This is a genomic window from Cronobacter malonaticus LMG 23826 (genome assembly GCF_001277215.2).
Lineage (GTDB): Bacteria > Pseudomonadota > Gammaproteobacteria > Enterobacterales > Enterobacteriaceae > Cronobacter > Cronobacter malonaticus.
This window is the reverse complement of record NZ_CP013940.1, coordinates 4,187,302-4,213,496: the sequence shown is the minus strand read 5'-3', so window position 1 is coordinate 4,213,496 and position 26,195 is coordinate 4,187,302. Positions and strand designations below refer to the sequence as shown.

The following is a 26,195-nucleotide window of genomic DNA, read 5'->3' as shown; positions in this document are numbered from 1 at the left end:
CTTGATTAAAAGTAAGTTATTTCGACCACTCGCCAGGTTGATTTACTAATATTTTATTACCCTGATTGACGGTAAGTCTCAACGGTTCATATTGAACAGTGTATTTCACATCAGCATTATTATATTCTGAACCAATGACCTTGCCTTGATCATCTAAAAGAGACTTGCCTTTTAAGGTAATAACACTATTATCGCTTTTTCTAATCCCTAAATAAAACATATCATTACAGCTGGATAAAAAAGACCCACATTTGTTTGTAAGGCTTATATTAAATTTTTCTGTAGTAAATCGTCTGGTTTCCGAAAAGCCTGCACCTCCCTGCTTAGATAAGCTATAGGTTTCTGGTGCGTAATACTCACCTTTATCCGGTGCATGTACCATTTTCCAGGACATTTTATCACCACTCACACTGAGCTGTGCTTGTCCCGTACCCCCACCAAAAGAGGAAGTAAACTCAACAGCAGCCTGATCATTATTAACAGTACCACGTAGATTTTCCTCTTCTGCGGCCGGACAATCAATACGATTGCCTTGCTGAGTAATATAACAGTAACTTCCGGTTAATTTTTTTCCTTTCTGTTTAAGCCGTAGCGTTAATGTCGAGTCATTTTGAACGGCCCCCGCCCATTGGCCGTTAAACGTGTCACCAGCCATTACTGAAACGCTATACAGCCCCATCAAAAACGCGCATGCCGTCAATTTTATATTCATTCGAAATTTACCTGTGAACAACGATCGACACGATTCAACCATCCTGTTAAAAACTTACCATTTTTAGGATTGTTGATCACCAGATTTTCATAATACTCCTTTCGGATTTCAGCTATCCGGGAAGTTAGTTTCGCGGAGTCGCTGACACTGTTCATGGCTTCAATTGTTTTGGGCCCAATCTTGCCATCAGTAGCTAACTGTTGTCCGAATTCATTATTGAGTAATTTCTGTATTTGTTTACCTGCCCCACCGGAAGTAATGGTCCAGTCATAAGACATTAAAGCAAGCTTTGGGTCTTTAATATTATTAAAACCAGAAGGTTCCCAGTATCGTTTACGATAAATTGTTTCTGCTTGCTCAGTGGTAATATTTTTAAGATTATCAAGAGTAGGCTCAACACCAAGATCTTCTTTGGCATACTTTTGCCATGTATTCCATGCTATGCCTTTGTTTGTTGCACCACCAGAATCATCAGGGTCATTAACATAACCGCCTTCATTTTTGAAAATGATCGGTGAAATTTTTGAAAAGTTATCTTGATTCTGGTTAGTCGGCGCAGCAGGCTTTGCTGGCTGCGGGGGAGTTGGTTTTGCTGGCGGAGTTGGGGCCGGTTTTTTAGCTGGAGCATGCGTAGGGGCTGGCGCGCCTTTACTTTTCTTTCCCGGCGTGAATTTTTCCTGCACTGCTGCGTCAATATCTTGTTTATGCTGACTCCCCGGTGCCGTCGTTCCTGGCTGCGTGCCGGCAGTATTAAGATGTAGCTTACCGCCTGTCGTGATATAGCCATCCCCTTCGACAAAGAAATTAAAATCTTTACCGATCAGATTTATTTTGCCGTTTGCATTGAGTTCAATAGCGCTTTCACCGCAGACCAGACGCAGCTTTGTTCCTGATGCCAGAACATATTGTTCAACAACGGCGTCCAGCTTGCCCTTTCCCGTCAGGATTTCGGTGCCGCCTTTAACCGCCTGAATCTGATTCTCTTCAACGCGATGCAATTCGTTTTTACGCACGTAATGGCTGCGCGCACCATAGACGGTATGTGATTCATCATTTTTGACATGCGTATCAAGGTTGCGCTCGGCCTGGAGCCACACCTGCTCCTCACCCGCCTTGTCCTCAAAGCGCAGGGCGTTGGCGTTATCCGGCGAGCCGTCCTTCGAGCGGCTTAAAAAGCCCATCTGCGTGGCCGCCGCCGGCAGCGCCCACGGCGGCATGCTCGCCTCGTTATACACGCGACCGGTAATCAGCGGGCGGTCCGGGTCGCCGTTGATGAAGTCCACCACCACCTCGTCGCCCACGCGCGGTATCTGTACGCCACCGAAGCCCTGGCCTGCCCAGGCGCTGGAGACGCGCACCCAGCTGGAGCTGGTGTCGTCGCCCTTGCCGAGGCGGTCCCAGTGGAACTTCACCTTCACCCGGCCATATTTGTCGGTCCAGATACTCTCGCCCTGCGGGCCGACCACTTTTGCCGTCTGCGGGCCGTAGGTGCGCGGCCACGGCGTCTTCTGCGCCGGGCGGTACGGCACATCAGCCGGTATCACCTCGAAGCGGATTTCATGCAGGGTGTTGCTGTCCGGGCCGCTGGCGTAGCGGTTCTCCTCGAAGCGGTAATGCGCCACCGTGGTGAGGTACTCGCCGTTATCCCCGAAGAACGGCGCGTTGCGCAGCACAAAGGTGTGGCCGGGTGCGATACCGAGCGCCGTCGCGGTGCCCTGCGTCTGGCGGTGCTCCACCTGCCAGCGCTCCTGGCGGATGCGGGCGTAGAACTCGCCGTGGCCGTGCTCCACAAAGCGCCCCGGCCAGTCGTAAACGTCAATGCTGCCCGGCTGCGGCGACAGCGGGTTCTGTCGCGCCTGGAACAGCCAGGCGTTCGGCTTGCGGAAGTCGTAGTCGTCGAGGCTGTAGATGCCCGGCGTCACGCTGTCTTCCAGCGCCCACTGGCTGACGCCCTCTTCGTCTGTGCTGCCGCCTGAAGGGGTCACATGGTACGGAATGGTCTCGTAGCCCGGGAACGGCTCGTACTGGCCGGGAGCATCGGTGAGGATAAGCGTGTGGCGGTCCTGCTCGTGGCGGAAGTGGTAGGCGATGCCCTCCAGCTCCAGCAGGCGGCTGATGAAATCGAGGCTGCTCTCCTGGTACTGCACGCAGTATTCCCAGACGCGGTAGCTGCCGGAAAGCCGCTCTTCCATGTTCACCCGGCTTTCGCCCAGCAGCGTCTTCACTATCTGCGGCACCGTCTGCCCCTGGAAGATACGCAGGTTGCGGTCGCGTTGCATCGGCCAGAGGTCCGGCTCCACCGTCAGCTCATAGGCCGCGTAGCGGGTGCCCGAAAGCTCCACCGCGCTCACCGCCACGCGGGTCACCTTGCCGTTAAGGTAGCGCGGTGTCATCAGCGCCTGGGTCGGGATGGTCACCGTCACCGGCTGGCCCAGCAGCGCGCTGCGGTCGGCGCGGGCATCGGTGCCGAGCAGCGTCAGGGTGAACATGAACGGCTCCGACAGCGCCTCGCGCCCGGAGAGTTTCCAGAAAAGCAGCCCCTCGACCGGGAGCTGAACGGTGATTCGGTTGAGCATAACTTCAGTCCATATCGCTGAGGAACATCACAGAACGGTTATCTTTCTTACGGATAAACGCAGTGCGGATAAGTAAAAACAAGAGGATTTTCGGCTTTCGATAATTAGCACAGGATTTTCTTTTTAGTAGCCCAACCCAACCGTTGCGCTGTCGTAAAACGACAGTAACGGCGGTTCCTTTAAAAAACCGGGCCCTTGCCTGCGGCAAAAGCCCGGCTCCGGGTACTTTTGTTTGCCTGTAAACGTAGCTCTCAGGGTGCCAGCATCAACACCTTGAACTGGCTTGGGACAATACGCATCCCCACCGCGTTAGTTGAGTTTTGCAGGCTGACGCTGGTCAGGCGCGTCGCGGGCGTGCCTTTCAGCAGCACGGTAAACGCGCCGGTCAGGTGACGCGACGGCCCCATGACCGTACCCGAGGCGACACCCGTCGCCACGCCGGGGTTATCGCCATTAGTAAGCGGCGTGACCGTCGCCATGTTATGCGCGGGCATTCCCATGAAAAGAATATTCAGCGCGTTCGGAATGGCCGTTGGGCCGAGCGCGATATCAGGGTAAGGGATCGGCGTTGGTGCAGGCATCGGCGTCAGGCAAACATCCGGAAATGCCAGATCCATGCCAAACAGCTGGCAGTTAGCGAACATAGTGGTTACCCCATGTGGATCTGTTCAGAATCGACTTTTGTGATCGCTTTCGAGGTGATCACCGTATTGTGCGCATGCAGTCGTGCGTAATCTTCAGCTTTCATATCCAGCTGGCCTGCACGCACCTGCTCGGTCTGCCGTGTGGAGCGAAACAGGTTGTGGCTTATCTGGGTCACCGTCTGCCAGACCGATTCCGCGCGCTTGCCGACAATGCGTGAAAGGCTTACCCACGCGGAAAGCTTATCGCCGCTGTATTTCATCTCGCTGATATGACAATCGCCCTGCTGCGCGCTGACGCGCAGCGCCTCGCCGCTCAGGCTGAGTTCGCCTGCGCTGCGGATATGCAGATCGCCCGGTACGCTAAGTTCCGCGCTTTGGGGATTGGCGCGCTCAAGTACCGCCAGCAGCCAGAGCTGATTATCGACGCTGGCAATCAGCGCCGTGTCGCCCGCCTGCGGTGCGATAACGCAGCTGGCCGCGCGGCGGCAGTGCCAGCCGCGCCCCTCGCTCTCGACCATCAGGCTGCCGTCCGCGAAACAATGGGTGACCGTGCCCGACGCCTGAACCGGCGGCGTAATGGTCTGGGCCAGTTTATGGTTAATATTGCTCATGTTCTCTCCTCAGATACGGCTCTGGCGCTGCGCGCTCCAGGCTTCAGCCGCCAGTAATTCTTCGTCATACTCCAGGATGCCCTGACGATCGGAAAAAAGGGCGTTATCCTGGCGCGCCCGGTGTAAACGAGTGCGGGAAAAGGTGGCGCCGCGTAAATCGGCAAGCCGCAGATCGGCACCGGAAAAATCGCTGTAGGTCAGATCACTCTGGATAAACCGGGCGCCTGTCGCATTCGCCTGCTGGAAAATGCACTGGAACAACCGGCTGTGGCTGAAGTCTGCCTGTTGCAACGTCGCCCCTACAAAGATCGCCTGATCAAACATACTGTTCTGGCACTGGGCCTCGCTCAGGTCCGCCTCCATGAACAGCGCCTGGCTGGCGTTGACACGCTGAAGCTGTGCCCCTTTAAGCGTTGCGCCTTTAAAATTGCACTGCGGCAGTTGCGCGCCTTCAAACTGCGCACCTTCCAGCTGACAATCCGTAAACTGGCAGCCCACAAACTGCTGCTGAGAATAGTTTTTGCCGCGCTGATCGCAGTTAAAAAAGACGGTTCGCTCAAACGTGCCGTTATCCAGCGACGTGGTGCGCAAATCGATGCCATAAAACGTGGCCATTAAGCTCTGGCAGCCGCTAAGTACGGCCTTTTCCAGCGGCGATTCAAAAAAGACGCTGCGGTCGAGTTGCACCTGCGTGAAGTGACTGTCGTTAAGCGTAGAGTTCATAAACTGCGTGCTTAACAGCGCGCTGTGTGAAAAATCGCTGCCGCTGAGCGCGCACTGATTGAACACACACTCTTTAAGCGTTGTCTCTCGCACATGAACATTATCAAGCTCGCACTGGTTGAAGACCGTCTGCTCCAGATGCGCACCGCTGAGATCCACCTGATTCATCGTGCATTCGGTAAAGAGTGTTTCATGCAGCTTTGCGCCGCGAAGGTTAGCCCCGGTGAACGACACTTCCTGAAACATGCCGCCAGACAGATCGCAGCCCTGTAAATCGAGCCCATCCAGCGCGAGTTCGATAATGGCTTCGCCGTTTTTGATTTTCTGTTGCAGCTCCGCTGCGCTGAGCGTTGTCATACCACTTCTCCATCACGCTTAGGCAGCGTTTTCACGCGTTTGGTAAACGCGCCGCTCATGCGGGTCTCACCATTTGTGAACGTCTGGGACAGATCCGCGCGAAACAGATTAGCGCCGTTGAAATCCGCACCGCCCAACTGGCTTTTTTGCAGCAACGCCCCCATCAGGTTGGCGTCGGTAAAATCCACCTCACGAAAATCCGTTCGTATAAACAGGCTGCCCACCAGGCTGGCGCGCTGAAAGTTGGCGCCACGGCAGTTGGCTTCGCTGAGGTCAGTGTTCTCAAGTTTTGCCAGTTCAAAACGCGCGCAACACAGCGCTGTCTGGCGCAGGTTGCTCTGGCGAAGCGTCGCATGGGTGAAATCGGCCCGGTTAAGCGTGCTTTCCGACGCCGCCGCGCAGGTTATCCAGGTCGCGCTGATAAAGCGGGCTTCGTCGGCGTGCGTTTCTACAAAGGAGCAACTGTCGAGCGTCGCATCGCTGAAGTCCGCTGCTTCTAATGTGGATTTCACAAATGTCGTTTTATTCAGCCGCGCATGGCGGAAATCGAGACCCGGTAGCGTCAATTCAAGAAAAACGCAGCCATCAAGCGTCGCCCGATGGAACCGGCAGCGGGTAAACCAGGTTTCGCGGAACAGAAGCCCTTCCAGCGTGGCGTCGTCGAATACACAGTCATCCAGCAGCGTCTCCTGCAACTGCGTATCTTTAAAACGTGCGCCGCTGAAATCGCTATGGCAGCACTGGGCCAGCGCCAGGCTCGCGCCTTCAAAATTACAATCACGAAGCGAGGTATGATGCAGCTCAGCGCGCGCCAGCATAGCGCCGCGGAAGTTCGCGCCATCCAGCTGGCAATGGCTGAGATCGGCGCACTCCAGCAGCGCCTTACTGAAATCCGCGCCGCGCAAATCCATACCGGAGAAATCAACGCCCGTCAGATCCATACCGCTAAAATCACCACCCTGCGCCAGTGTGCGTTCGGCGCGCTGACGGATAATCTGCGCCAGATCGCCTTTCAGACGGCGTGCTGGCGGCTGATGCTGAACGGACATCAGGTACATCTTATGCAGCGCGTCGCGACTTTGCGCCAGCTTCTTCTCACCGAGGCTGTCGCGATTGCGATACAGCATTTCCTGCATACGGTGCATCGCTTCCGGGCCGCGCGGCTGGTTATCGTCGTTATTTCCCTGCGGAAAACGCGCTTCCATTTCACGCTTACGCGCCTCGGCTTTCACCTGCATCTCTGCGGCCTGCTTTTCCATCTTTTCGATAAACTCAGGGAGTTCATCCAGCTTCGGCATTGCCGGATCTTCGAAATCTCCCAGCAGATCGTTTACGTCACCGCCGCTGGCCTCAATCCGGGCGCGATGCTGCTCGCGAAGCTGACTGGCGCGATTATTCATGTTGTCGCGCATCGGGCTGGCGGACTCTTCCACTTCGCTGTCGATCCAGGGGCCGATGGCATCCTCCGGCACCAGATCCTTCTCGCGAAAGGCGAACAGCGCTCCCTTTTCTTTATCCATGCGCTGCGCCAGTACCTTGCGGTAGTGATTCACCGAACGGGACGCGCCTACTTTTTCCATCGCCGGCAGAAGTTGCAGCACGTCAGCCGCATCATCTTCATTAATACGAATGTGGCCTTGCCAGATCAGCATCATCTGTTCGAGATGCGGGAAGAACCAGACGGTGGTGGCCCGTAGCGCCACTTCCTCGAACAGAGTGTCGTCGCCGCGCTGACGATTGATAAAGCAACGCGCCTGCCACGGCGGCAGCGTACCTTCCTGGAGCGGTTTTTCAGGATGCATATTCCAGATGCGCCATTTCGCCTGCGGCGGCAGCGAATCGCGATCCTGCCACCACTGATCGGGGCTTGCGGCGTTAAACACTTTCCAGTCGATATCTTTCGCAAAGCCGGGGAAATCGTTCTGTAGCCAGCTGGCGTCATACTTTTTGCCCATGCGGCTGAACCGGCGCGGCCAGAGAATATCCAGCGGCCCGAAGCTTGCCGGCTCCGGCTTCTGTTTTGGCGATATCATGCGCCCTTCGAAAGGTTCGATATTCGGCAGACGACGAAACTCATGCCCCTGGTGGATTTCCGGCCGAAACCCCACACCGTGCGGGTTTTCTTCATAACCTTCGCCGCCGTAGGCGCGGCTCCAGTCGAGGCGCATCTCATCAAAAGGCCGGGGCAGCGTCATCTTGCTGCCAGCCCAGTAGCGATCGCCGAAGACAGCCAGCGATTTACTGAGGTTCTCCACATCAATACGCACCGCGCAGGCGGTTTTTTCCTGCTGATGGTGGGTGTAGGCATGGCCGGTCGCCAGAAACTCAGCGCGCACTTTCGGGATGGCCATGTCGATAATCCCACCGCTGGTTTGCAGCTCACTCGCCGCCAGTTGCCAGAGCTCAACTTCTGGCCGCAGTTTTGGGCTGGGCCCCATGTCCGCGAGCGCAATAACCGATACGCCCAGATAGTTTTTCCCCTCCCAGCGAAAAGGCCGGTTGAGTACGCTCAGGCGCAGGGGCTTAACGATTTTCATGCCATGTGTCCTTTATGAACGACAAATACAAAAGAGGCAGTGATAAATTACGAAGGGGAAATGTCTGACAAATTGATTTTATAAAAAACAAATTGAGAGATATGATAATTATATACAAAAGAAAAAATAAATATTCAGCCAGCATGATTAAACTATGAGTCGCTCACTATGTAAATCCAATTCTTTTATATTTATGAAAATCAGTTAGGTATTACAGAAGAAAAAACAATTCTAAAGTCTCTTAGCTTTAAGGCTAAGATATCCAGAGGAACACCTCAGCCCGATGCAATTAAAATCAATCATTTACGCTTCAATAAAGGATTTGGTATATCAATTAAAAATTGTTCTGGCTCTTTTCGTGAATATCGGATAGGAACCGTCTCCCCTGGTTGGTATTTATATGTACTCATTGCATCAATCACCGCATCTTTCTTACCACTCACTATTTTCCCTTCTTGCGTAGCAAACTCAACATAAAGAGTCACATTAATAAATCCAGAATTCCCTCCAGAGCGACTTTGAACATTTTTTATTATCGCAGCACTTTCAATACTATCATTTAATATATTTTCTTTTATTTTTTTGTTACGCGCATCACGAATAAGCAATGAGATGATAAGATAGGCGAGCAAACAAAAGAAAACTATTGCAACAAAATCAACGAAATATCTCATAATACCACCTTAAATAAACATAAAGACTGCAGCTGCATGCAAACTCATTGCCAAAGAATCAAATTCACATCCGGCAACGCGCGTTTTTATTCCATTATCAACATGTATAGTTACAGGATTGTTCTCCATTTTTATCCCTGTCATCCCAAAGCTTGTGGGGGTAAAAGATACACTTGCCATTTTAATGTCTAATCCAAAAAACGTAACACCAAGTGAAATCCCGACATAACTTTCTTGATGACCATGTGCGTTTGTTACCCAGTATGGGGTGTCAAGATTGATTTCTGAATCACTATGAATAGTTATTTTTTGCGGTGATGTAATTAACGTTTCACCACCTGTAATTGTCTGGGTCCATTTTCCAGAAGATATAGTTACATTAAGATCTCCAGAATCAATTGTATGTTTCAATCCACCAGACTCTATATGTAAAACATCACCGCCTTTTGATATCGTTGTGGTCCGGCCTTCCATTATATTAACACGATCACGACCGCTATTAATATTTGTTGTTCTACCTTTTTGAACTGTTATATGCTCGCCATTTTCAAATGTTTTTTTCTCGAAGTCTTTCACAGTCGTTGTTCGCGTTTTTCCATAATGGAAAGATGCATCACCCGTCACTTCATCTTTTTGCTCACGTCCGATAGTGGTGGTGCGACTGCCGTCAATCGTGACTGTCTTGTCGTTTTCTACCGAGATATTCATGTTTTTCTCGGCATGCATATCCATTAACTCATCGCCCATTTTATCTTCAAAGAAAAGATAACTGGCGTTATCGCGGTGCCCGTCTTTACTGCGGGTCATAAAGCCCATACGCGTGGCATCACCGGGTAATTCCCACGGCGGCATGCTGGCCTCGTTGTACACGCGACCGGTAATCAGCGGGCGGTCCGGGTCGCCGTTGATGAAGTCCACCACCACTTCGTCGCCCACGCGCGGTATCTGCACGCCGCCGAAGCCCTGGCCCGCCCAGGCGCTGGAGACGCGCACCCAGCCGGAGCTGGTGTCGTCGCCCTTGCCGAGACGGTCCCAGTGGAACTTCACCTTCACCCGGCCATATTTGTCGGTCCAGATACTCTCGCCCTGCGGGCCGACCACTTTTGCCGTCTGCGGGCCGTAGGTGCGCGGCCACGGCGTCTTCTGCGCCGGGCGGTACGGCACATCAGCCGGTATCACCTCGAAGCGAATTTCATGCAGGGTGTTGCTGTCCGGGCCGCTCGCGTAGCGGTTCTCCTCGAAGCGATAATGCGCCACGGTAGTCAGGTACTCGCCGTTATCCCCGAAGAACGGCGCGTTGCGCAGCACAAAGGTGTGGCCCGGCGCGATGCCGAGCGCCGTCGCGGTGCCCTGGGTCTGGCGGTGCTCCACCTGCCAGCGCTCCTGGCGGATGCGGGCGTAGAACTCCCCGTGGCCGTGCTCCACAAAGCGGCCCGGCCAGTCGTAGACGTCAATACTCCCCGGCTGCGGCGACAACGGGTTCTGCCGCGCCTGGAACAGCCAGGCGTTCGGCTTGCGGAAGTCGTAGTCGTCGAGGCTGTAGATGCCCGGCGTCACGCTGTCCTCCAGCGCCCACTGGCTGATGCCCTCTTCGTCTGTGCTGCCACCGGACGGCGTGACGTGATACGGCATGGTCTCGTAGCCCGGGAACGGCTCGTACTGGCCGGGAGCATCGGTGAGGATGAGCGTGTGGCGGTCCTGCTCGTGGCGGAAGTGGTAGGCGATGCCCTCCAGCTCCAGCAGGCGGCTGATGAAATCAAGGCTGCTCTCCTGGTACTGCACGCAGTATTCCCAGACGCGGTAGCTGCCGGAAAGCCGCTCTTCCATGTTCACCCGGCTTTCGCCCAGCAGCGTCTTCACTATCTGCGGCACCGTCTGCCCCTGGAAGATACGCAGGTTGCGGTCGCGTTGCATCGGCCAGAGGTCCGGCTCCACCGTCAGCTCATAGGCCGCGTAGCGGGTGCCCGAAAGCTCCACCGCGCTCACCGCCACGCGGGTCACCTTGCCGTTAAGGTAGCGCGGTGTCATCAGCGCCTGGGTCGGGATGGTCACCGTCACCGGCTGGCCCAGCAGCGCGCTGCGGTCGGCGCGCGCATCGGTGCCGAGCAGCGTCAGGGTGAACATAAACGGCTCCGACAGCGCCTCGCGCCCGGAGAGTTTCCAGAAAAGCAGCCCCTCGACCGGGAGCTGAACGGTGATTCGGTTGAGCATAGTCTTCATTCCATAATGTCTTATGCGATCGCGTGCGTAGCGGCAAAGCAGAAAGGGAGAAAACCCGCGGCATCAGAAATGATATCGCCTGCATAATCAGGAATTATGCAGGCGCGTCAGCGGGTAAGGTCGTGCAGAAATTATTTAACCGGGGCGGGCGGCCATTTTCCGCCGTGCTCAATGAGCTTCTCTTTTATTTCAGTGAGCTTTTGATACTCGTCGCTGCCCGCTTTTGCCCGCTTCAGGAAACGCTCAAGCTGGTTGCCCATCGTCCAGCCGAACTTACCGTGAATCTCCGGATCGGCCCCTTTTTCCAGCAGCAGCAATACATGATCGTAGGCGTGATAATCCAGAGCATCGATCAGCAGCGTATTGCCGAGCGAATCGGTGATATTGATATTCGCGCCCGCATTCAGCATCGCCTCAAGCGTGTCCGTATTTTTGGCTTTGATGGTTTCAAAAATAATCGGCTCATGGGACGTTTTATCTTTCGCGTCCGGCGATAAACCACCGTCGAGCATCGCCTTAATCCAGTCGCCGCTGTCGGCGTTTAATACAAACTCAGCCGGACTGCTTTGCCCCTGCGGACGCGGCTGGAGCGGATCGGCCCCGGCCTTAACCAGCACGGTAATGATCGTTAACTGGTCAGGCGTTTTTTTATCATTTAAGGCATTCCCGAGCGCCCAGAACAACAGTGTCATTTCCTGCTGGCCAGGTTTATTCAGGTCGGTTTCCGGCGCAAGTTTTTCCACTTCGCTGACATCGCCAGCTTCAATAGCCTTCGCCAGAGTCAGTTGCTGGCCGCTAAAGTAATCCTGCGGGTTTAAATCCATATCTTTTTTACACCCCTGAATCATGAAGATAAAAAACAGCGCGAGGCATCCCCAAAAGAGTTTCTTCACAGGCGGCTCCCGATGATGGTGATATCCTCATCTTTTTGCTGTTCAATGCAGTGAATGGCCTGCCCGATGCCGTGACGATCAAGGGCGCTGCCCGTGCCACCGGGGAGATCGTGTGGAATGCCCGCCGCATTGGGGCTGAGCGCAGAAACGCCTTCTTTAAGCAGCGTCGGAACAGGGAGGCCTTTCATTGATTTAAGGTCTTCCCAGACATTCACTTCCTGCGCTTTCGTCAGCAACTCGCCCTCAACACGGTAGGCCTGAATATCATCGGTGTTACCCAGAACGGTGCCACCATATTTTTCCACGGTACTGCTGTGAAGCCCGGCGGCGTTGAAGGTCCACGCCGGTTTGCCACTCGCCATGGAGGTAGCAGACGCCAGACCGCCGCCCAATGAGTGACCAGCGATATCAATGTTCTGCCCGGATTTCGCCAGCTTGTCACCAATACCCACAGCGCTTTTGTAGTAGTCGGAATCCCGACCCATCCCTTGCGCGAAGTTATTCGACCAGTCAGCACCGTTTTTCACGGGGGCAAGCTCGCCTTTATTCCACAGCGAAGAGAGGTTATCTCCTATCGAGGCAAACCCTGGCTCCCTTGACCCCCTGAAGACCACCGTCGGATTCATATCATTGCCAAAGACAGCCTGGTCAGGCTGATAAACACGTGCCAGAAAATTGGGGGACGCGGGGTTGTCATACAGCATCTTGCTTTTCAGGCCGAGCTTATTCAGGGCCTCGCTGTCATTACTGATATCCTTCCATCCCTCCGGTACATCCGGCGTGGCTTCCAGCGGGTTAACCGTCTTGTAGACGTTTTCCGCAAGCTTGGCTTTTTCGACGGCGATGTTGTTCTCGGCAAGACGCTTCGCGGCGATCTGCGCATCGGGGTAGATACTGCCGCTGCCCTTGCTGATGAGATCTTTACGCGCCTGCCAGCGTTCCGCCTTGGTCATCGCTTTAAGCTGCGCGGCGGTCTGCTTCATATCTTTACCCGGCGTCGCCAGCTCAGGGCCCGCTGCGGCTTTCGATTTCACCACCTGGGTTGGTCTGACGGTCGGCGGCGGAAGCGTCCGATAGACACGCACCATCGAGCCGTAGCGAACGATGATGTAGCCCAACGGAAACATCAGCGACCGGGGCGCGTGGGTCGGCTCCAGCTCGCCTTTTTCATTAATGTAGTAAAGCTCGGTGGTGGGCGACCAGGGCCGCGAGCTTTCATCAATCGCCACCAGGTTGCCATGCCAGAATTCATCGGCAATCAGCTTGCGTAAGTCACGCCCGGACTGATACGGATTCGCGCGGGTAGAAGGCTGAAACAGATCGTAACGCGTAAACAGCGAGCGCACGGTGTTATCCGGCACAGACATTATCCACTGCGCGGCGATGTCAGGACGCATGATCCTTTCAAACTGCGCAGGCGGAACGTTCTCGCGGAAAATAGAGACAATTTTGATGTGGTACATACGTGTTGTCCTGTAGCGGGTATTCACCTGCCGGCATTTTATGAAGGTATAAGCCGGAGACAGGACGGGAGGCGTCGTGGAGTGGCGGCGGGCAATACGCCGCCGCTAACGCCTCCCGGTATCCTTACGGGTTTACAAGCCAGGTGCCCGGACGGGAGACATTGATGGTCTGGCTGCGGGTCTGGCCGCGTCCTTTGATGGTCAGCTCATAATCGCCGGTCGGCAGTTGCAGCGAGGCGAAGCCGTTCTCAGCCGGCGTCACGGTCTGCGTTTTGCCGTTAAGCGCCAGCTGCTCGCCCTCGCCCATGCGCACGTAGATCTGCGCCACGAGGGCGCCCTGTACCGGCGCGTTTTGCGCGGGCGCGGCGTCCTGCGTCGTCGTGGTCGCCGGCGCGGTCGTGGTGTTCTGCACCGGCGGCTGCGCCGGCGCTTGTTCACGCGGCGCGCTGTCGTTGCTGGCGGTTTCCGGCGCTGGGTTATCCCCGCTGCCGCCAAACAGCAGCCCACCGGCAACCAGGCCCACCAGCACGCCTGCGGCAATCAGTCCCGGCATTTTGTAGCGGCGCCAGCCGGCCTCAGCGGCAGGCGTGGTCTCTTCTTCTTCCACCGGCACCAGCATGGTGCCCGGCTTTTTGACGCTCATGACGTCATCGAGCCCGGCGACCGGCATTTCAATCAGCGCGGCGAATTCATCAATCGACTGCGGACGGTCTTCCATTTTCAGCGCCAGCGCGCGGTCGATGGCCTGTAACAGCGGCAGCGAATAGCCTTCCGGGCGCAGCTCGGCGAGCGGACGGTAGCTGTCGGCGATGCTGCGCACTACGCTCACCGGCGGCGGCGAGCCCATAATCAGCGTATGCAGCACCGCGCCGAGCGCGTAGATATCGGTCCACGGGCCCTGCTCGCTTTCGTTGTCGTCGGTGTATTGTTCAATCGGCGCAAAGCCCGGACGCAGCATGGTTTCCGTCTCATCGGAGACATTGCCGATACTGCGGCGCGCGGAGCCGAAATCCAGCAGCACCGGCAGGCCGTTATCCTGGATCTGGATGTTATCCAGCGAGATATCGCGGTGCAGGTAGCCTTCGTCATGAATCGTTTTGATGGCCCCGAACAGCATCGGCAGCGTGCGGCGGATCCACGCCTCGTTGATCATCTCCGGGTGCTGTTTGCTCAGGCGCGACAGCGTGGTGCCGCTGTAGAACACCGTGCCCATGTAGGCGGTGTCGTTTTGCACCCAGAAGCGCAGCACGTGCAGCAGGTTCGGGTGGTTGAAGCGCGCCAGCAGACGCGCCTCCTGGATAAAGCTGTTCAGGCCCGCGGTAAACGCTTTGCTGAAGCGGTCGCTGCGCAACACCAGGCGCATGTCGTCATTACGCACCGCCAGCGACGACGGCATAAACTCTTTAATCGCAATGGTACGCTCAAGCTGATGATCCCAGGCGCGATAGACAATGCCGAAACCGCCACCACCAATCACTTCCTTAATTTCAAACTCATTGAAACGGTAACCAATCGGCAGGGCGTTGGGTACAGTCCGGTTGTTTTCGTAATCCGTCATGTTTGGAAAACTCTCTGCTTGATGATGGCGTTACGCCGCAAACTGACACTGAAACTCACCCTGCTCGAACGTCACGCGCAGACGGCGATATTTCTCGTCCTGCGCGCTGGCGGTGAGCAGTATCTGGCTCATCTGCGGCAGCAGGGTGTTGGTAAGGATCGCATCGACCATACGGCCGCCGGATTCCACCTCGGTGCAACGCGCCACAATCTGGGTAATTACGCTGTCGTCGAATTCGGAAATAATACCGTGATTTTCCTCAAGACGACGCTGGATCCGCTTAAGCTGCAATTTCACAATTTCGGCCAGCATCGCGTCGCTTAACGGATAATACGGCACAACCAGCAATCGTCCCAGCAGTGCAGGCGGAAAAACCTGCAAAAGCGGCTGACGCAGCGCCGCACTGAGCGCCTCCGGCTCCGGCATCAGGTCCGGGTCGGCGCACATGGCGCTGATAAGATCGGTGCCGACGTTGGACGTCAGGATGATAATCGTGTTGCGGAAATCGATATGACGCCCTTCACCATCTTCCATCCAGCCTTTATCGAACACCTGGAAGAAAATCTCATGCACGTCCGGGTGCGCTTTTTCAATCTCATCGAGCAGCACGACGCTGTAAGGACGACGACGCACCGCCTCGGTCAGCACGCCGCCTTCGCCGTAGCCCACGTAGCCCGGAGGCGCGCCTTTCAGCGTGGAGACGGTATGCGCTTCCTGGAACTCGCTCATGTTGATGGTGATAACGTTCTGCTCGCCGCCGTACAGCGACTCGGCGAGCGCCAGCGCGGTTTCGGTTTTACCGACGCCGGACGGGCCGCAGAGCATAAAGACGCCCACCGGCTTGTTCGGGTCATCAAGGCGCGCGCGGGAGGTGCGCACGCGTTTGGCGATAAGCTCAAGCCCATGACGCTGGCCGATAACGCGCTGGTTCAGCGTGTCGGCAAGCTTCAGCACCGCGTCGATTTCGTTTTTCACCATGCGGCCCAGCGGGATGCCGGTCCAGTCGGAGACCACCGCCGCGACGACGTTCGCGTCCACCGCGGCGAACAGCAGCGGCGCGTCGCCCTGTACGGCGGCCAGCGCCTTCTGGCGCTCCGCCAGCGTCTCGCGCAGCGCAGGCTGGGCTTCTTCGTCGGCCATATGCAGCTCGGCGCGCAGGGCGATAATCGCATCCACCAGCGCGCGCTCCTCTTCCCAGCGGGCGGTCAGGGCGTCGCGTTCGGCTTCCAGCGCTTCACGCTCGGCGTTCAGACGCGCCACGCGCTCGCCGTCGCCCACCGCCACGCGCGCTTCGCGCTCGGCGATTTCCGCTTCGACTTCCAGCGCCGCGATGCGGTGCAGGCAATCTTCTAACTGCGGCGGCGGCGCGCTCTGGCTGACGGCGACGCGCGCGCAGGCGGTATCCAGCAACGCGACGGCTTTATCCGGCAGCTGGCGCGCCGGAATGTAGCGGTGCGACAGCTTCACCGCCGCGCTGACCGCTTCGTCCAGCAGCAGCACGCGGTGATGTTTCTCCAGCGGCGAGACGGTGCTGCGCAGCATCAGCACGGCTTTTTCTTCATCCGGCTCATGCACCTGCACGGTCTGGAAGCGGCGCGTCAGGGCCGGATCTTTCTCGATGTATTTTTTATATTCCGCCCAGGTGGTCGCGCCGATGGTGCGCAGCTGGCCGCGCGCCAGCGCCGGTTTCAGCAGGTTGGCGGCGTCGCCGGTGCCCTGCTGGCCGCCCGCGCCGATAAGCGTGTGGATCTCATCGATAAACAGCACAATCGGCGTGGCGCTGGACTGCACTTCATTGATAAGCCCCTGCAAGCGCGCTTCAAATTCGCCTTTCATGCCCGCGCCCGCCTGCAACATGCCGATATCGAGCAGCCACAGCTGCACGTTTTGCAGCGGCTCCGGGACATCGCCCGCGGCGATACGGTGCGCGAGGCCTTCCACGACCGCGGTTTTACCCACGCCCGCTTCACCGGTCAGCAGCGGGTTGTTCTGACGGCGACGCATCAGAATATCCACCATCTGACGGATCTCTTCATCGCGCCCGACCACCGGGTCGATTTTGCCTTCACGCGCGCGCGCGGTGAGATCCTGGCCGTACTGCGCGAGCGTGCCCTGCTGCACCGGCGCGTTGCCGGCGGCGTCCGGCGCGGCGGCGACCGCCTGCTGGGCCTCTTTGCTGCCCGCGAAGATGGCGTCGAACTGCTCGACCAGCAGGTCGGCGCTGATGCGGTTGAACTGGCTGGAGATGCCTTTCAGCACGTTCGCCAGGTTAAAGGTTTTCAGAATGCCGATCAGCAGATGCCCGCCGCGAATGCGCGTCACGCCGAACTTCAGCGAGCCGTACACCCACGCGCGCTCCACCGCGCTGTCGATATGCTCCGAGAGATCGGAAACGGAACTTGCGCCGCGCGGCAGGCGATCCAGCGCCGCCACGATATCCCGGCTCAGCGCCTCTTCATCCAGTGAAAAATGGCGGATCAGATGTTGTAAATCCCCGTCCTGCTGCTGCATCAGCTGATGCAGCCAGTGCGCCAGCTCCACATACGGGTTGCCGCGCAGCTTGCAGAAGGAGGTGGCGCTTTCCAGCGAGGTAAACAACAGCGTATCCAGTTTGCCGAACAGTACGGCACGGCTGATTTCTGACATGATCGGTTCCGTTCAGGTTGGCGCGTATCTTACGCAACAAGCGATATTATTGGCGGGCATAACGTAAAGGCAGGCAGAACGCGTAAGCGCAACAGAGCGCCAGCGCGGCTAAACGCACCCAGAGCGCGTCTTGCGGGTAATAGCCAGCCAGTTCGTAAACCCCGGTTAGTCCATAACGAAAAATAAAAAACTGAAGAAGTGAGCAAACAAGAATAAAGAAAAAGGCCGTCACTTTTATGACTGCGCGACCCGACGGTCGTCGGGTTTTGATGACGATAAAACCTGCAAGTAACAGCAGCGAAACGAAAACATAAACCCCGTTAATCCAGCCGCCGGGCTGTGTCAGTATGACGTCGCTGTGCATTATTTGTCCTTTCTGAGATGGCGGGTATATTCCGTATACCCTCTCTGACACCGCGCCCACCGGCGCAGGCCATGTTAACTTTCCGCGCGAAAAACCAGATCGCCGCGCGGTTGCGGGGTGGGCTGTTTGCCAAGCCAGGCGCTGTAGCCGAGGCGGCCCGTGCCGCCAGGCGTGACGCCTTTTACCGCGTCGGCGCGCAGGATAACGCGCACCTCCCACTCATACTCGATGCCCATATACTGACGCACCCAGTCGCGCAGCTCCTCGACCCACGGTTCGCCGGGCAGAAAACGCTGATAGGTCTCTTCATCCAGCGGGCCGAGTTCAATGCGAAATTTATGCTGCACGTCGCGCACCGCCACACCGAGAAACGCCGCCTCGCCGAGACGCGGCATCCGGCGGCCCGCGCCGAGACGCGCTTTCTCACGCTCGGTTAACGGCATCCACTGCGGGATGTTCTGCACAATCGTCACCGGCACGTGGAAATAGTGACGCAGGATTTTTTCAAGCCCCTCGGCGTCGCGCCCGTTGCGGGTCAGATGGCCGACCAGCGAATAGCGCGCGTGGTGGCTCAGGCTGCCCTTTTCCATCTGCCCCGGCTGGCCCATGCCGATAAGCGAGGCGAGATATTTTTCAATGCGCGGCCCGTCAGTGCGGTCGAGCGACGCGGTTGGCTGGGCGTCAGCCCAGGCGCGGTAGAACAGCAGCGTCAGGCGGTGATGAAACAGATCCGCGAACGCGCTCAGGCTGTCGTCCTGATGATGATAGAGACGCTCGCGCGCATATTCGGTCAGGTGCATCGGCAGCGGGCCGTTCGGGCCAAACAGGCCGAAGCTTAAAATCGACACATCGTACAGCGGCGTGTTGTCGCGCGGTTTCACCGCGGCGAGCGTTGACGGCGCAAAGGCCATCGACGGCTGCTGGCCGATGCGCAGCGGCTCAAAGCGCGGCAGCGGCGCGCGGCCTAAGCGGTAGCGTTCGCCGCCCTGCGCGTCGAGACGGCGCAGCATCTGGAACAGATCGTAGCGCCACGGCGCGGCCATCATCTGTTGCCAGTAATTCTCCGGCAGCCGGGAGGCGCTTTTCACCGGCGCGGGTTGTGGCTGCGTCTCACTCATATCAGCGCCCTTTTACCCATTCGCGGCCCCCAGTAGCCCACTTCGCCGCGCTGCTGGCTCTTGAGCGTGAACTCGGTGAAGCTGTTCATGGAGACCAGGCGTGCGAAGACGCGCTCCAGCACGCTGCCGAGCAGCCACGGGCTGGAGCCGGAAAACGCCTGTTCGTCGACGGTCATCGAAATCCCGACGCCGCGGGCGAAGACAATCGGGCCCGGCTCCGGCACGCGGCGATGCACCGGCTCCAGCACGCAGTGGCGAATGCCGTCAATCTGGCGCGCCACCGGCGCTTCCGCCAGGCGCGCGTAGAGGCCGAGCAGCTGGCGCAGCGCGGCGGCGCCCTCGCCATCTTCAGCGTCCATCAGGCTTAAGTAGTTCATTTGCAGCTGGCTGATAAGCCGCCAGGTGCTGAAGCCTTCGGCCAGCGCCGGGCGCGGCGGCGTCGGCCCTTTGCGCATGGTGAGCGCGCGCACCGGCATGGAATCCGGCAGCACGAACTGGCCCATATCCTGCGCCAGCATCAGCGGCAGATCCCGGCTGGTGCACATCACTTCGGCGGTGATATAGCGCAGTTCGTCGCGCCACGGCGCGTGGCTTGCGTCCACCAGCGATACAAACGCCTCGGAGCCGACATAGCCGGTACGCGTGCCGTAGCGCAGCGCGTGTTCCGAGAGCGCGCGCTGTTCGCGGCGCATTGAGAAATACGCGCCGTAGTTGCCGCCGTCGCGGCTCCAGGTGCTCCAGAACGGGCGGAAGATCTGGTCGTCGCGCTGGCCGTCTTCGCTGGCGTAAATTTTACTGACCGAGAAAATCTCGTAATCCAGCGGGCGAATGTTATCCACCACCAGGTGGTATTCGCTTAAGCCTTCGGTAAGCTTCTGGCGCTCGGCGATTTTCGGGAACAAATTGATGACCGGCGTGCAGTGCATCGCGAGATGGCTCTTATCCACCACGCGCTCCAGCGGCGTGTCGGTTTTATCGAGCAGGATGATGATATCGAACGCGTTCGCCTGCCCGCTCTGCGCCAGCAGCTTGCCGATGCCGCGCAGGCTTAAAAACTGGAAGCGCGCCGGGAACGCGAAATATTCCTGCAACAGGCGGTAGCCGTCGAAATTGCGCAGATCGTCCGGCAACAATGCCTGGTCAGCCTCAAAGCCTTCCTGACGCAGCGCGTCGTCGGCGAGCACCACGCGTGACGGTTTCGGGCCGACGGTCTGACAGAAGATGCCGACGCGGTGCTCCATCAGCAGCTCCAGCAGTTGCAGCGCCTGGATATCCGGCCCGCTCAGGAAGAAATCGAGGCGATCGAAATCGAGATGGTTGAGCAGCACCGGGCCGTCGCACGCGATGCGCACGCGCAGGGCGCTGACCGCGCCGCGCTGGCTTAAACCGAGCTGGCTTAACGGCGCATCGGCCGGCACGCCGCCTAACTCCACCTGGCTGATATGCAGCGGCAGCAGGCGCACGTCATGGGCGGTGGCGTAGCTACAGGTGACGCCGTTCTTTTTCAGAAGCTGGCTGTCCATCATGGTGCCGCGCGGCACCACAAACCCGTTGCTCAGATCCCCTTTGGCGCTGTCCGGGTGCAGTTCGGCTATCGCCATTGACGGCGTGGGGGCCAGATAATTCGGCGCGAGCATCTCCAGCAGGCGCTGTGAGAAGCGCGGAAACTCGGCGTCCATTTTGAGCTGTACGCGGGAGGTGAGAAAGGCGAAGCCTTCCATCAGGCGCTCGATGTACGGGTCGGCGACTTCAATCCCGCGCATACCGAGCCTGCCCGCCACTTTCGGGTAGCGTTCGGCGAACTCCGCGCCCATTTCGCGCAGATACGCCAGCTCTCGGTTATAGTATTCGAGCAGTTTACTGTCCATGTTTACCCCGCATCTTTAAGCTCAAAATGGCCGTTTTCCAGATCCACATCGGTGCGGAACAGGAACTCAAGCGGCCAGGGCACACACCACAGGCGGCCTTTAATCTCAATCGATAATACGTTGTGCAGGTCGAGCGATTTGGTGTCGCAGACGCAGCGCACCTGCAACCCCTGCGGCAGAATGCGCGGCTCGAAGTGCAAAATCGCCTCGGTGAGCCGCTGCTGGATATCGCCCCACTCAATTTCCGACATCCGCTTGCCCGCGAGCGGTGCCACGCCGAAGTTAAAGACCGAGCGGCGCACGTGGTCCACCCGGCTCAGATCCTGCTGCGCTTCGTTGTTAATGGTGTTGAACAGCCACTGCAAATCGCGCAGCACCTGGCGACGCAGCGCGCTGTGCGAGACGAGATTGCTGTTCGCCGGCTCCTGACGTTTGTCCGGCGCGTTATCGGTCAGACGGTCCAGCAGCGACGGCTGCATTTTGTCGCGCGCGCTGACCGTCGTGGCGTTGCGGCGCGAACGATAGCCATGGCGCAGCAGATCTCCGCTGTCGTCATCCTGATACGGTTTATTCATGCGATGCGTCGTCCGGCAGCCCGAAAGCGAGCATATCCAGCGTCAGCAGCGCGAACTCCTGTTCGCCGCTCAGCCAGACTTTCTGACCCGCGCCTAGATAGTGAATGCCTTCCGCGTCCAGCGGCTGCCACTCGGTGGTGCGCGCCAGCAGGAAGCGGTCTTCCGCGCCGGTTTCCAGCGGGTAACGCGCCGGGATCTGGCAAACCTGTTCGGTGCCGTCCACCAGCTGCACCATCGCGTGACGCCACACCAGATCGGTAACGCTCGCCGGAGCCTGGAAACGAATCGACGCGATAGCGCTGAACGGCACCCAGAAGTAGTTGCCGTTAACGATAAGCTCGCACACTGGCCCCAGACGCGCGTCGCCATCCATCAGCCAGTCAAAACGCACCGGCTCGCCGGGCGCGTCGCCCACCGCCAGCGTCAGTTCGCCCGGATTGGCCTCGGCCTGCTCCAGCGCCTCGCTGCGAAGCTCGCTGGCGCGCGCCGGGTCGGTTTCCGCCAGCGCTTTCAGCAGCAGATCCAGCCACGGCCACTGTTCGCCCGGCATCCGCGGACGCGCGCGGCCTGCCAGCACTTCAGCGCGCTGCTGCTCGCCTTCGATGGCCTGTTGCAGCAGCGTCACGGTCGGCTGCGCCTGCGGTGCCAGCGCGGCCCAGCTTTTCAGCTGGGTGAGCGCACGGGTCCAGTTGGCGTTCAGGCAGAGAAACTGCACAAACGCAGCGCGGCGATCGGCGTTGCCCGGCTGGGCTTTGATATCGGCCTCAAGACGGCTCAGCGCGTCGCTGACGCTCGCGCCAGCCAGTTGTTGATACAGCGTGTTCATAACGGCTCCTGGCGTTTAACGGTCATTACAGCGCGCGGTAAGCGCCCGCCGCGGGGTCGCGCAGTTGCGGATGCAGCGCTTCGACCAACAGAATATTGAGCGTCGTGCCCGGCGCGACATAGCTGGACCAGACTTTGCGGACTTCGTCTAAGCGCGTGCGCAGACGCGCCTCGTCGCTGGCTTGCTCGCGGGAGATTTCAACCGCTACCGTGCCCTGCGCCTGCCAGACGTTCTGCTCGCGGTTATACGGCAGGATCATCCAGCTCTGGGCGGAGCGGCCATCGCTGACCACCATGCGTTCGTTGTTGACGCTGGTGATAAGCAGACGGTCGGCGTCAACACCCGCGTTAATGCCCATAATCGGGAAGCCATGGACAAAGGTCACCGCGATTTTCTGATCGCCGGTCGCGCCCTTCTGAATCACTTCGCTGCGGCCATTGAGCCAGCCGCCTTTTTCACAGATGCCGTCGTCTTTCGCCGGAATAAACAGCGCTTTGGCGTCCGCGCCGCCTTTCCAGAAGGTGCGCAGGTGGCAGCCGTCCTGAAGGTTAAATTCGAGCCACGGCGTGCGGTCAGCAGGCGGTGAGAGATCTTCCGGGCGACCCTGCGGCAGCGTATCGACGGTGGTCTGCGTCGCGGCGGCGGTCGTGTCGGTCGTGGTCTGTTCCGGCGCGGCGGCAGGCGTCACTACCGGGTTCCAGTCGCCGCTTTTGGTGGCGGTGCCGTTCGCCAGCGCTTTGCCCTGGGCGTCGTTCAATTGCCAGCGCACGGTTTTCAGCTTGCTACACTGGCTTTCCAGCAGCGAGCCGAGACGCGGCATAAAGTTATCCAGCACCTTCGGCGTTTTGTCGCCGCTGGAGACGATGCGCAGCGGCAGCTCAGGGCCGCACCAGCTTTGCGGCGTGTTGTCTTTAATGTTGTCTACCCAGACATCCAGTTTCAGGGTATTTGACTGAACGATACGGTAATTATCTGCCCAGACGCTGGATGACGCCGCAAGCAGAGCCAGACCCGGAAGCCAAAGTTTCATAAAAGTCCTTGTTAGCCTTTAATCTCGAAGGGGGAAAAACTGCGCCGCGTCAGAGAGCGTATGCAGCAGCGTCGTATCCTGGGGCGATCCCACCCAGACCGCTACGGCGCTGTAGTTATCCTGCTTATCATGCCCCTGCTCACCATTTTTCAACAGTATTTGATTCATCAAAGTGAGCCATTCATCTGGGGTATTCACCATATGAAGGGATTTTTTCATCTGCTCTTCGCTTACGCCGTGCCAGAAGCCGTCGGTGCAGAGCAAAAACGCGTCGCCGTCTTCAATCGGTACGACATCACTGTAGCTCGCCTCGCGGCCTTCATCGCCCATGCCGAGCGCGAAATAGAGCAGGTTGCTGTTCACGCCGTCGGTCTGATGCCCGGCGTCTTTCATCTGCTGCACCAGGCTGTGATCGGTCGTCACGTGATAGAGCCAGCCGCGGCGAAAGAGATACAGGCGGCTGTCGCCCGCGTGCGCCCAGTACGCCAGGTGATAATCGCGGTCGATAAACAGGCTCACCAGCGTCGTGCCCATGCGGTGATAATCCTGCACCGCCTTTTGCTCGGCGCGGATAGCGTGGTTCGCCTGATTCACATACTCGCGGATGTATTGCGCGTTGAGATGCTTTTCCCCGTCAAAGCGCGAAAGAATGGCATTGCGCGCGAGCGCCGCGGCGACGTCGCCACCCGGCAGGCCGGCGATCCCGTCGCACACCACGAAGCAGGCGGAGCGTTCGCCGATGGTCTCTCCGGTCTGATCCTGGTTGCTGGCGCGCTCGCCCTGTCTGGAGAGTGAGGCCGTGCTGATATTCATTCTTCTTCCGATCCGCTTTGTGAGTCTTTGTACTGATTCACTTCCATGTCATAAGCGTGCAGGAAGGCTTCGCCGAACAGAGTATGGAAATCGTCCTCGATCTCACCCGCGGTATCGCTGTAATGACGCACAAAGTAATCCCACAGCGCGGCTTTGCGGCTCGCCGGCAGCGCCAGGCGCGAGATAGCGCCGTCGCGCTTCGCCTCTTCTTCGAGCTGCTCCGGATTAAAGGATTGCAGCATGGCGGCGATGATGGCGCGGATACCGGCGATCATCCCAAGCTGGTGCGCCTGAAGATCGATAAGCGCGTCGCGCACCGATTTTTTCGGCGGCATAAAGCCCGGCATACGGGTGCCGAACATCTGCATCAGCACGGTTTTGCCTGACGGCAGCAGCTTGAACGGGTTGTTGGCGTCGTCCAGTACCATCGTCATATCGGCTTTCACGCCGCGCTTGAGAATCGAGCGCGAGGAGAGCAGCGCCACGGTGCCCTGCGAGAACATGCTGAGCATCTGGCCGAGCTGGCGCATATTGTCGCGGTCAAACTGCGGCGTCGGTTGCAGCTCGCCAAGACCCATGCCTTCCAGCAAGGCTTCCAGCAGCTCGCCGTTCAGCACGTCGCCGTTAGACGCCGTTGGCGTGCCGCCCTGGCTGGTTGGCGACTGCACCGGGTCGATGCGCAGGCGGCCTTTTGGCGTCTGCGCGGTGCTGCGCACCACCGCCTGCGGCGTCGGCAGCGTAATACCCGCGTAATCCTGGACTTCCGGCGGCGTCGGCTGAACTTCCACGCGCGTCACCGGCTCTTCCGGCACTTCTTCCGGGAACAGCGGCGAACCGGCGAGCGACGCCAGATCGATTGAGTCGTCCGCGTTTGGCGCGAGCGGCGAGGTCGTCATCTCCGGCTGCGGTTTTTCCGGCTGTGGTTTTTCGGGAGAAATTGCTGGTTTAACCGGCTCAGCGTCCTGCTTCGCGGCGGGCGGCGGCGTTAATGGCGCAGCGCCTGCGTTAAGCTCATCCGGCGGCGTCAGCGGCACAGCGCCGCCCATCATCAGGCCAAGCGGATCGTCGCTGCGGCTCTGCGCAGGCGTGGAGCCCACGCCGCCAAACAGCGCCAGCGGATCGAGCTCTTCTTCATTCTCTTTATGCGGCGCCTGCGGTTTCGCGGCCTGACGGTTATCAGACGGCGGCACCAGCGTGGTTGGCGTCACATCGTTGAAAATGCTGTCTTTATCGAACGGCGTGTCATCTTTGAACAGGCTGTCCGGGTTGACGCTTTCATTGCCGAACAGCGGCTCGTTGCCGCCGCTCTGGAAGTGCGCCAGCGGATCTTCCGGGTTGCGATCCGCCTCTTTCGGGGCGTTGAACGGGTTAAAAGGCTGCGCTTCCGGCGTTTTCGGGCGCGCGCTCTGGCTCTGGCCCTGGCTGATGCTGTCGGAGATAGAAAACTCCTGCATCAGGCTGTCCCAGATTTCGGTCGGCACCGCCGTCGGCGCGTTGTCCTGCGCGTCGGCTTTCGGCGGCTGCTGCGGTTTCGCAGGCTGCGGCGCCTGAGGCTGCTGCGGCGCGACGTTCGGTTTCGGCGCGGCCATCGCGATAACCGGCTGCGCGTTCAGCGCCAGATCGCTCACCTGGATGCGGTAATCGTCAATGCCGAGCACGTCGCCGTCCTGTAACTCCACCTGGCGGCCGCGCTCCAGCGGAATATCATTCAGCACCACGCGGGTGACGTTGCCGCGGTTGGTAATGCGGCACTCGCCGTCCGCGGAGATATGGACAATCGCCTGCAGGCGGGAAATCGTTCTTTCGTTATCCGGCAGTACCAGATTGTTATCCGTACCACGGCCAATCGTGCCGCCCGGCGGGTAGAAGTCACAGCTGCTCTGAGGAGGCTGGTGGCCGGGCTTGTTGGTAGTAATCGTGAATCGCATAGCGTATTCCTGCCTGGGGTTATTAGCGCTCAAACGTCGCGGGTCTTATCAGACGCCCG

General features: G+C 58.3%; 20 protein-coding genes. All 20 read right to left on the bottom strand.

The genetic code is table 11. The features are described from left to right. Nucleotides 1-16: 16 nt before the first annotated feature. On the bottom strand, nucleotides 17-712 hold the full coding sequence (locus tag AFK66_RS22860; protein ID WP_043056488.1) for a hypothetical protein: 696 nt from the start codon (nucleotides 710-712) through the stop codon (nucleotides 17-19). Further along, a complete protein-coding gene (gene tssI / locus AFK66_RS19700) occupies nucleotides 709-3,288 on the bottom strand; it encodes a type VI secretion system tip protein TssI/VgrG (RefSeq protein WP_023897744.1) in 2,580 nt (859 codons plus the stop codon). The genes AFK66_RS22860 and tssI overlap by 4 nt, the downstream gene beginning before the upstream one ends. 251 nt (nucleotides 3,289-3,539) lie before the next feature. Continuing rightward, the gene (locus tag AFK66_RS19695; RefSeq protein ID WP_007679141.1) at nucleotides 3,540-3,932 is read right to left on the bottom strand and encodes a DUF4150 domain-containing protein; all 393 of its coding nucleotides are present in this window, start codon (nucleotides 3,930-3,932) and stop codon (nucleotides 3,540-3,542) included. 5 nt (nucleotides 3,933-3,937) lie between these two features. Beyond that, nucleotides 3,938-4,543, bottom strand: coding sequence for a DUF3540 domain-containing protein (locus tag AFK66_RS19690; RefSeq protein WP_007679143.1), 606 nt, complete (start codon nucleotides 4,541-4,543; stop codon nucleotides 3,938-3,940). 9 nt (nucleotides 4,544-4,552) lie between these two features. After that, on the bottom strand, nucleotides 4,553-5,623 hold the full coding sequence (locus AFK66_RS19685; RefSeq protein ID WP_007779830.1) for a pentapeptide repeat-containing protein: 1,071 nt from the start codon (nucleotides 5,621-5,623) through the stop codon (nucleotides 4,553-4,555). Next, nucleotides 5,620-8,160: a DUF2169 family type VI secretion system accessory protein gene (locus tag AFK66_RS19680; protein WP_007779828.1), complete on the bottom strand. Its 2,541-nt coding sequence runs from the start codon at nucleotides 8,158-8,160 to the stop codon at nucleotides 5,620-5,622. The genes AFK66_RS19685 and AFK66_RS19680 overlap by 4 nt, the downstream gene beginning before the upstream one ends. A 299-nt stretch (nucleotides 8,161-8,459) precedes the next feature. Further along, a complete protein-coding gene (locus tag AFK66_RS19675) occupies nucleotides 8,460-8,834 on the bottom strand; it encodes a DUF3592 domain-containing protein (protein WP_032968525.1) in 375 nt (124 codons plus the stop codon). Between the two features lie 9 nt (nucleotides 8,835-8,843). Further along, nucleotides 8,844-11,045: a type VI secretion system Vgr family protein gene (locus AFK66_RS19670; RefSeq protein ID WP_023897743.1), complete on the bottom strand. Its 2,202-nt coding sequence runs from the start codon at nucleotides 11,043-11,045 to the stop codon at nucleotides 8,844-8,846. A gap of 140 nt (nucleotides 11,046-11,185) precedes the next feature. Beyond that, a complete protein-coding gene (locus tag AFK66_RS19665) occupies nucleotides 11,186-11,947 on the bottom strand; it encodes an ankyrin repeat domain-containing protein (RefSeq protein ID WP_007779824.1) in 762 nt (253 codons plus the stop codon). Next, on the bottom strand, nucleotides 11,944-13,410 hold the full coding sequence (locus tag AFK66_RS19660; protein ID WP_007779823.1) for a Tle-like phospholipase domain-containing protein: 1,467 nt from the start codon (nucleotides 13,408-13,410) through the stop codon (nucleotides 11,944-11,946). The genes AFK66_RS19665 and AFK66_RS19660 overlap by 4 nt, the downstream gene beginning before the upstream one ends. 124 nt (nucleotides 13,411-13,534) lie before the next feature. Next, nucleotides 13,535-14,968, bottom strand: coding sequence for a serine/threonine protein kinase (locus AFK66_RS19655; protein ID WP_023897742.1), 1,434 nt, complete (start codon nucleotides 14,966-14,968; stop codon nucleotides 13,535-13,537). 30 nt (nucleotides 14,969-14,998) lie between these two features. Continuing rightward, on the bottom strand, nucleotides 14,999-17,614 hold the full coding sequence (gene tssH / locus AFK66_RS19650) for a type VI secretion system ATPase TssH (RefSeq protein ID WP_023897740.1): 2,616 nt from the start codon (nucleotides 17,612-17,614) through the stop codon (nucleotides 14,999-15,001). Nucleotides 17,615-17,660: 46 nt separating this feature from the next. Then, the gene (locus tag AFK66_RS19645; protein WP_007703900.1) at nucleotides 17,661-17,978 is read right to left on the bottom strand and encodes a hypothetical protein; all 318 of its coding nucleotides are present in this window, start codon (nucleotides 17,976-17,978) and stop codon (nucleotides 17,661-17,663) included. A 74-nt stretch (nucleotides 17,979-18,052) separates the two neighbouring features. Then, entirely contained in the window at nucleotides 18,053-19,096 is a 1,044-nt protein-coding gene (gene tssG / locus AFK66_RS19640; protein ID WP_004386959.1) for a type VI secretion system baseplate subunit TssG, read from the bottom strand. Then, entirely contained in the window at nucleotides 19,093-20,964 is a 1,872-nt protein-coding gene (gene tssF / locus AFK66_RS19635; protein ID WP_023897739.1) for a type VI secretion system baseplate subunit TssF, read from the bottom strand. The genes tssG and tssF overlap by 4 nt, the downstream gene beginning before the upstream one ends. A gap of 2 nt (nucleotides 20,965-20,966) precedes the next feature. Then, nucleotides 20,967-21,539: a type VI secretion system baseplate subunit TssE gene (tssE, locus tag AFK66_RS19630; RefSeq protein WP_004386961.1), complete on the bottom strand. Its 573-nt coding sequence runs from the start codon at nucleotides 21,537-21,539 to the stop codon at nucleotides 20,967-20,969. Then, the gene (locus tag AFK66_RS19625) at nucleotides 21,532-22,365 is read right to left on the bottom strand and encodes a type VI secretion system accessory protein TagJ (RefSeq protein ID WP_023897738.1); all 834 of its coding nucleotides are present in this window, start codon (nucleotides 22,363-22,365) and stop codon (nucleotides 21,532-21,534) included. Before AFK66_RS19625 ends, tssE begins: the two co-directional genes overlap by 8 nt. Before the next feature lie 25 nt (nucleotides 22,366-22,390). Then, nucleotides 22,391-23,395, bottom strand: a complete 1,005-nt coding sequence (locus AFK66_RS19620; RefSeq protein WP_007779805.1) for a hypothetical protein — start codon at nucleotides 23,393-23,395, stop codon at nucleotides 22,391-22,393. Between the two features lie 18 nt (nucleotides 23,396-23,413). Continuing rightward, nucleotides 23,414-24,208, bottom strand: a complete 795-nt coding sequence (locus AFK66_RS19615; protein ID WP_004386964.1) for a PP2C family protein-serine/threonine phosphatase — start codon at nucleotides 24,206-24,208, stop codon at nucleotides 23,414-23,416. Further along, the gene (gene tagH / locus AFK66_RS19610) at nucleotides 24,205-26,136 is read right to left on the bottom strand and encodes a type VI secretion system-associated FHA domain protein TagH (RefSeq protein ID WP_023897737.1); all 1,932 of its coding nucleotides are present in this window, start codon (nucleotides 26,134-26,136) and stop codon (nucleotides 24,205-24,207) included. The genes AFK66_RS19615 and tagH overlap by 4 nt, the downstream gene beginning before the upstream one ends. Between the last annotated feature and the right edge of the window lie 59 nt (nucleotides 26,137-26,195).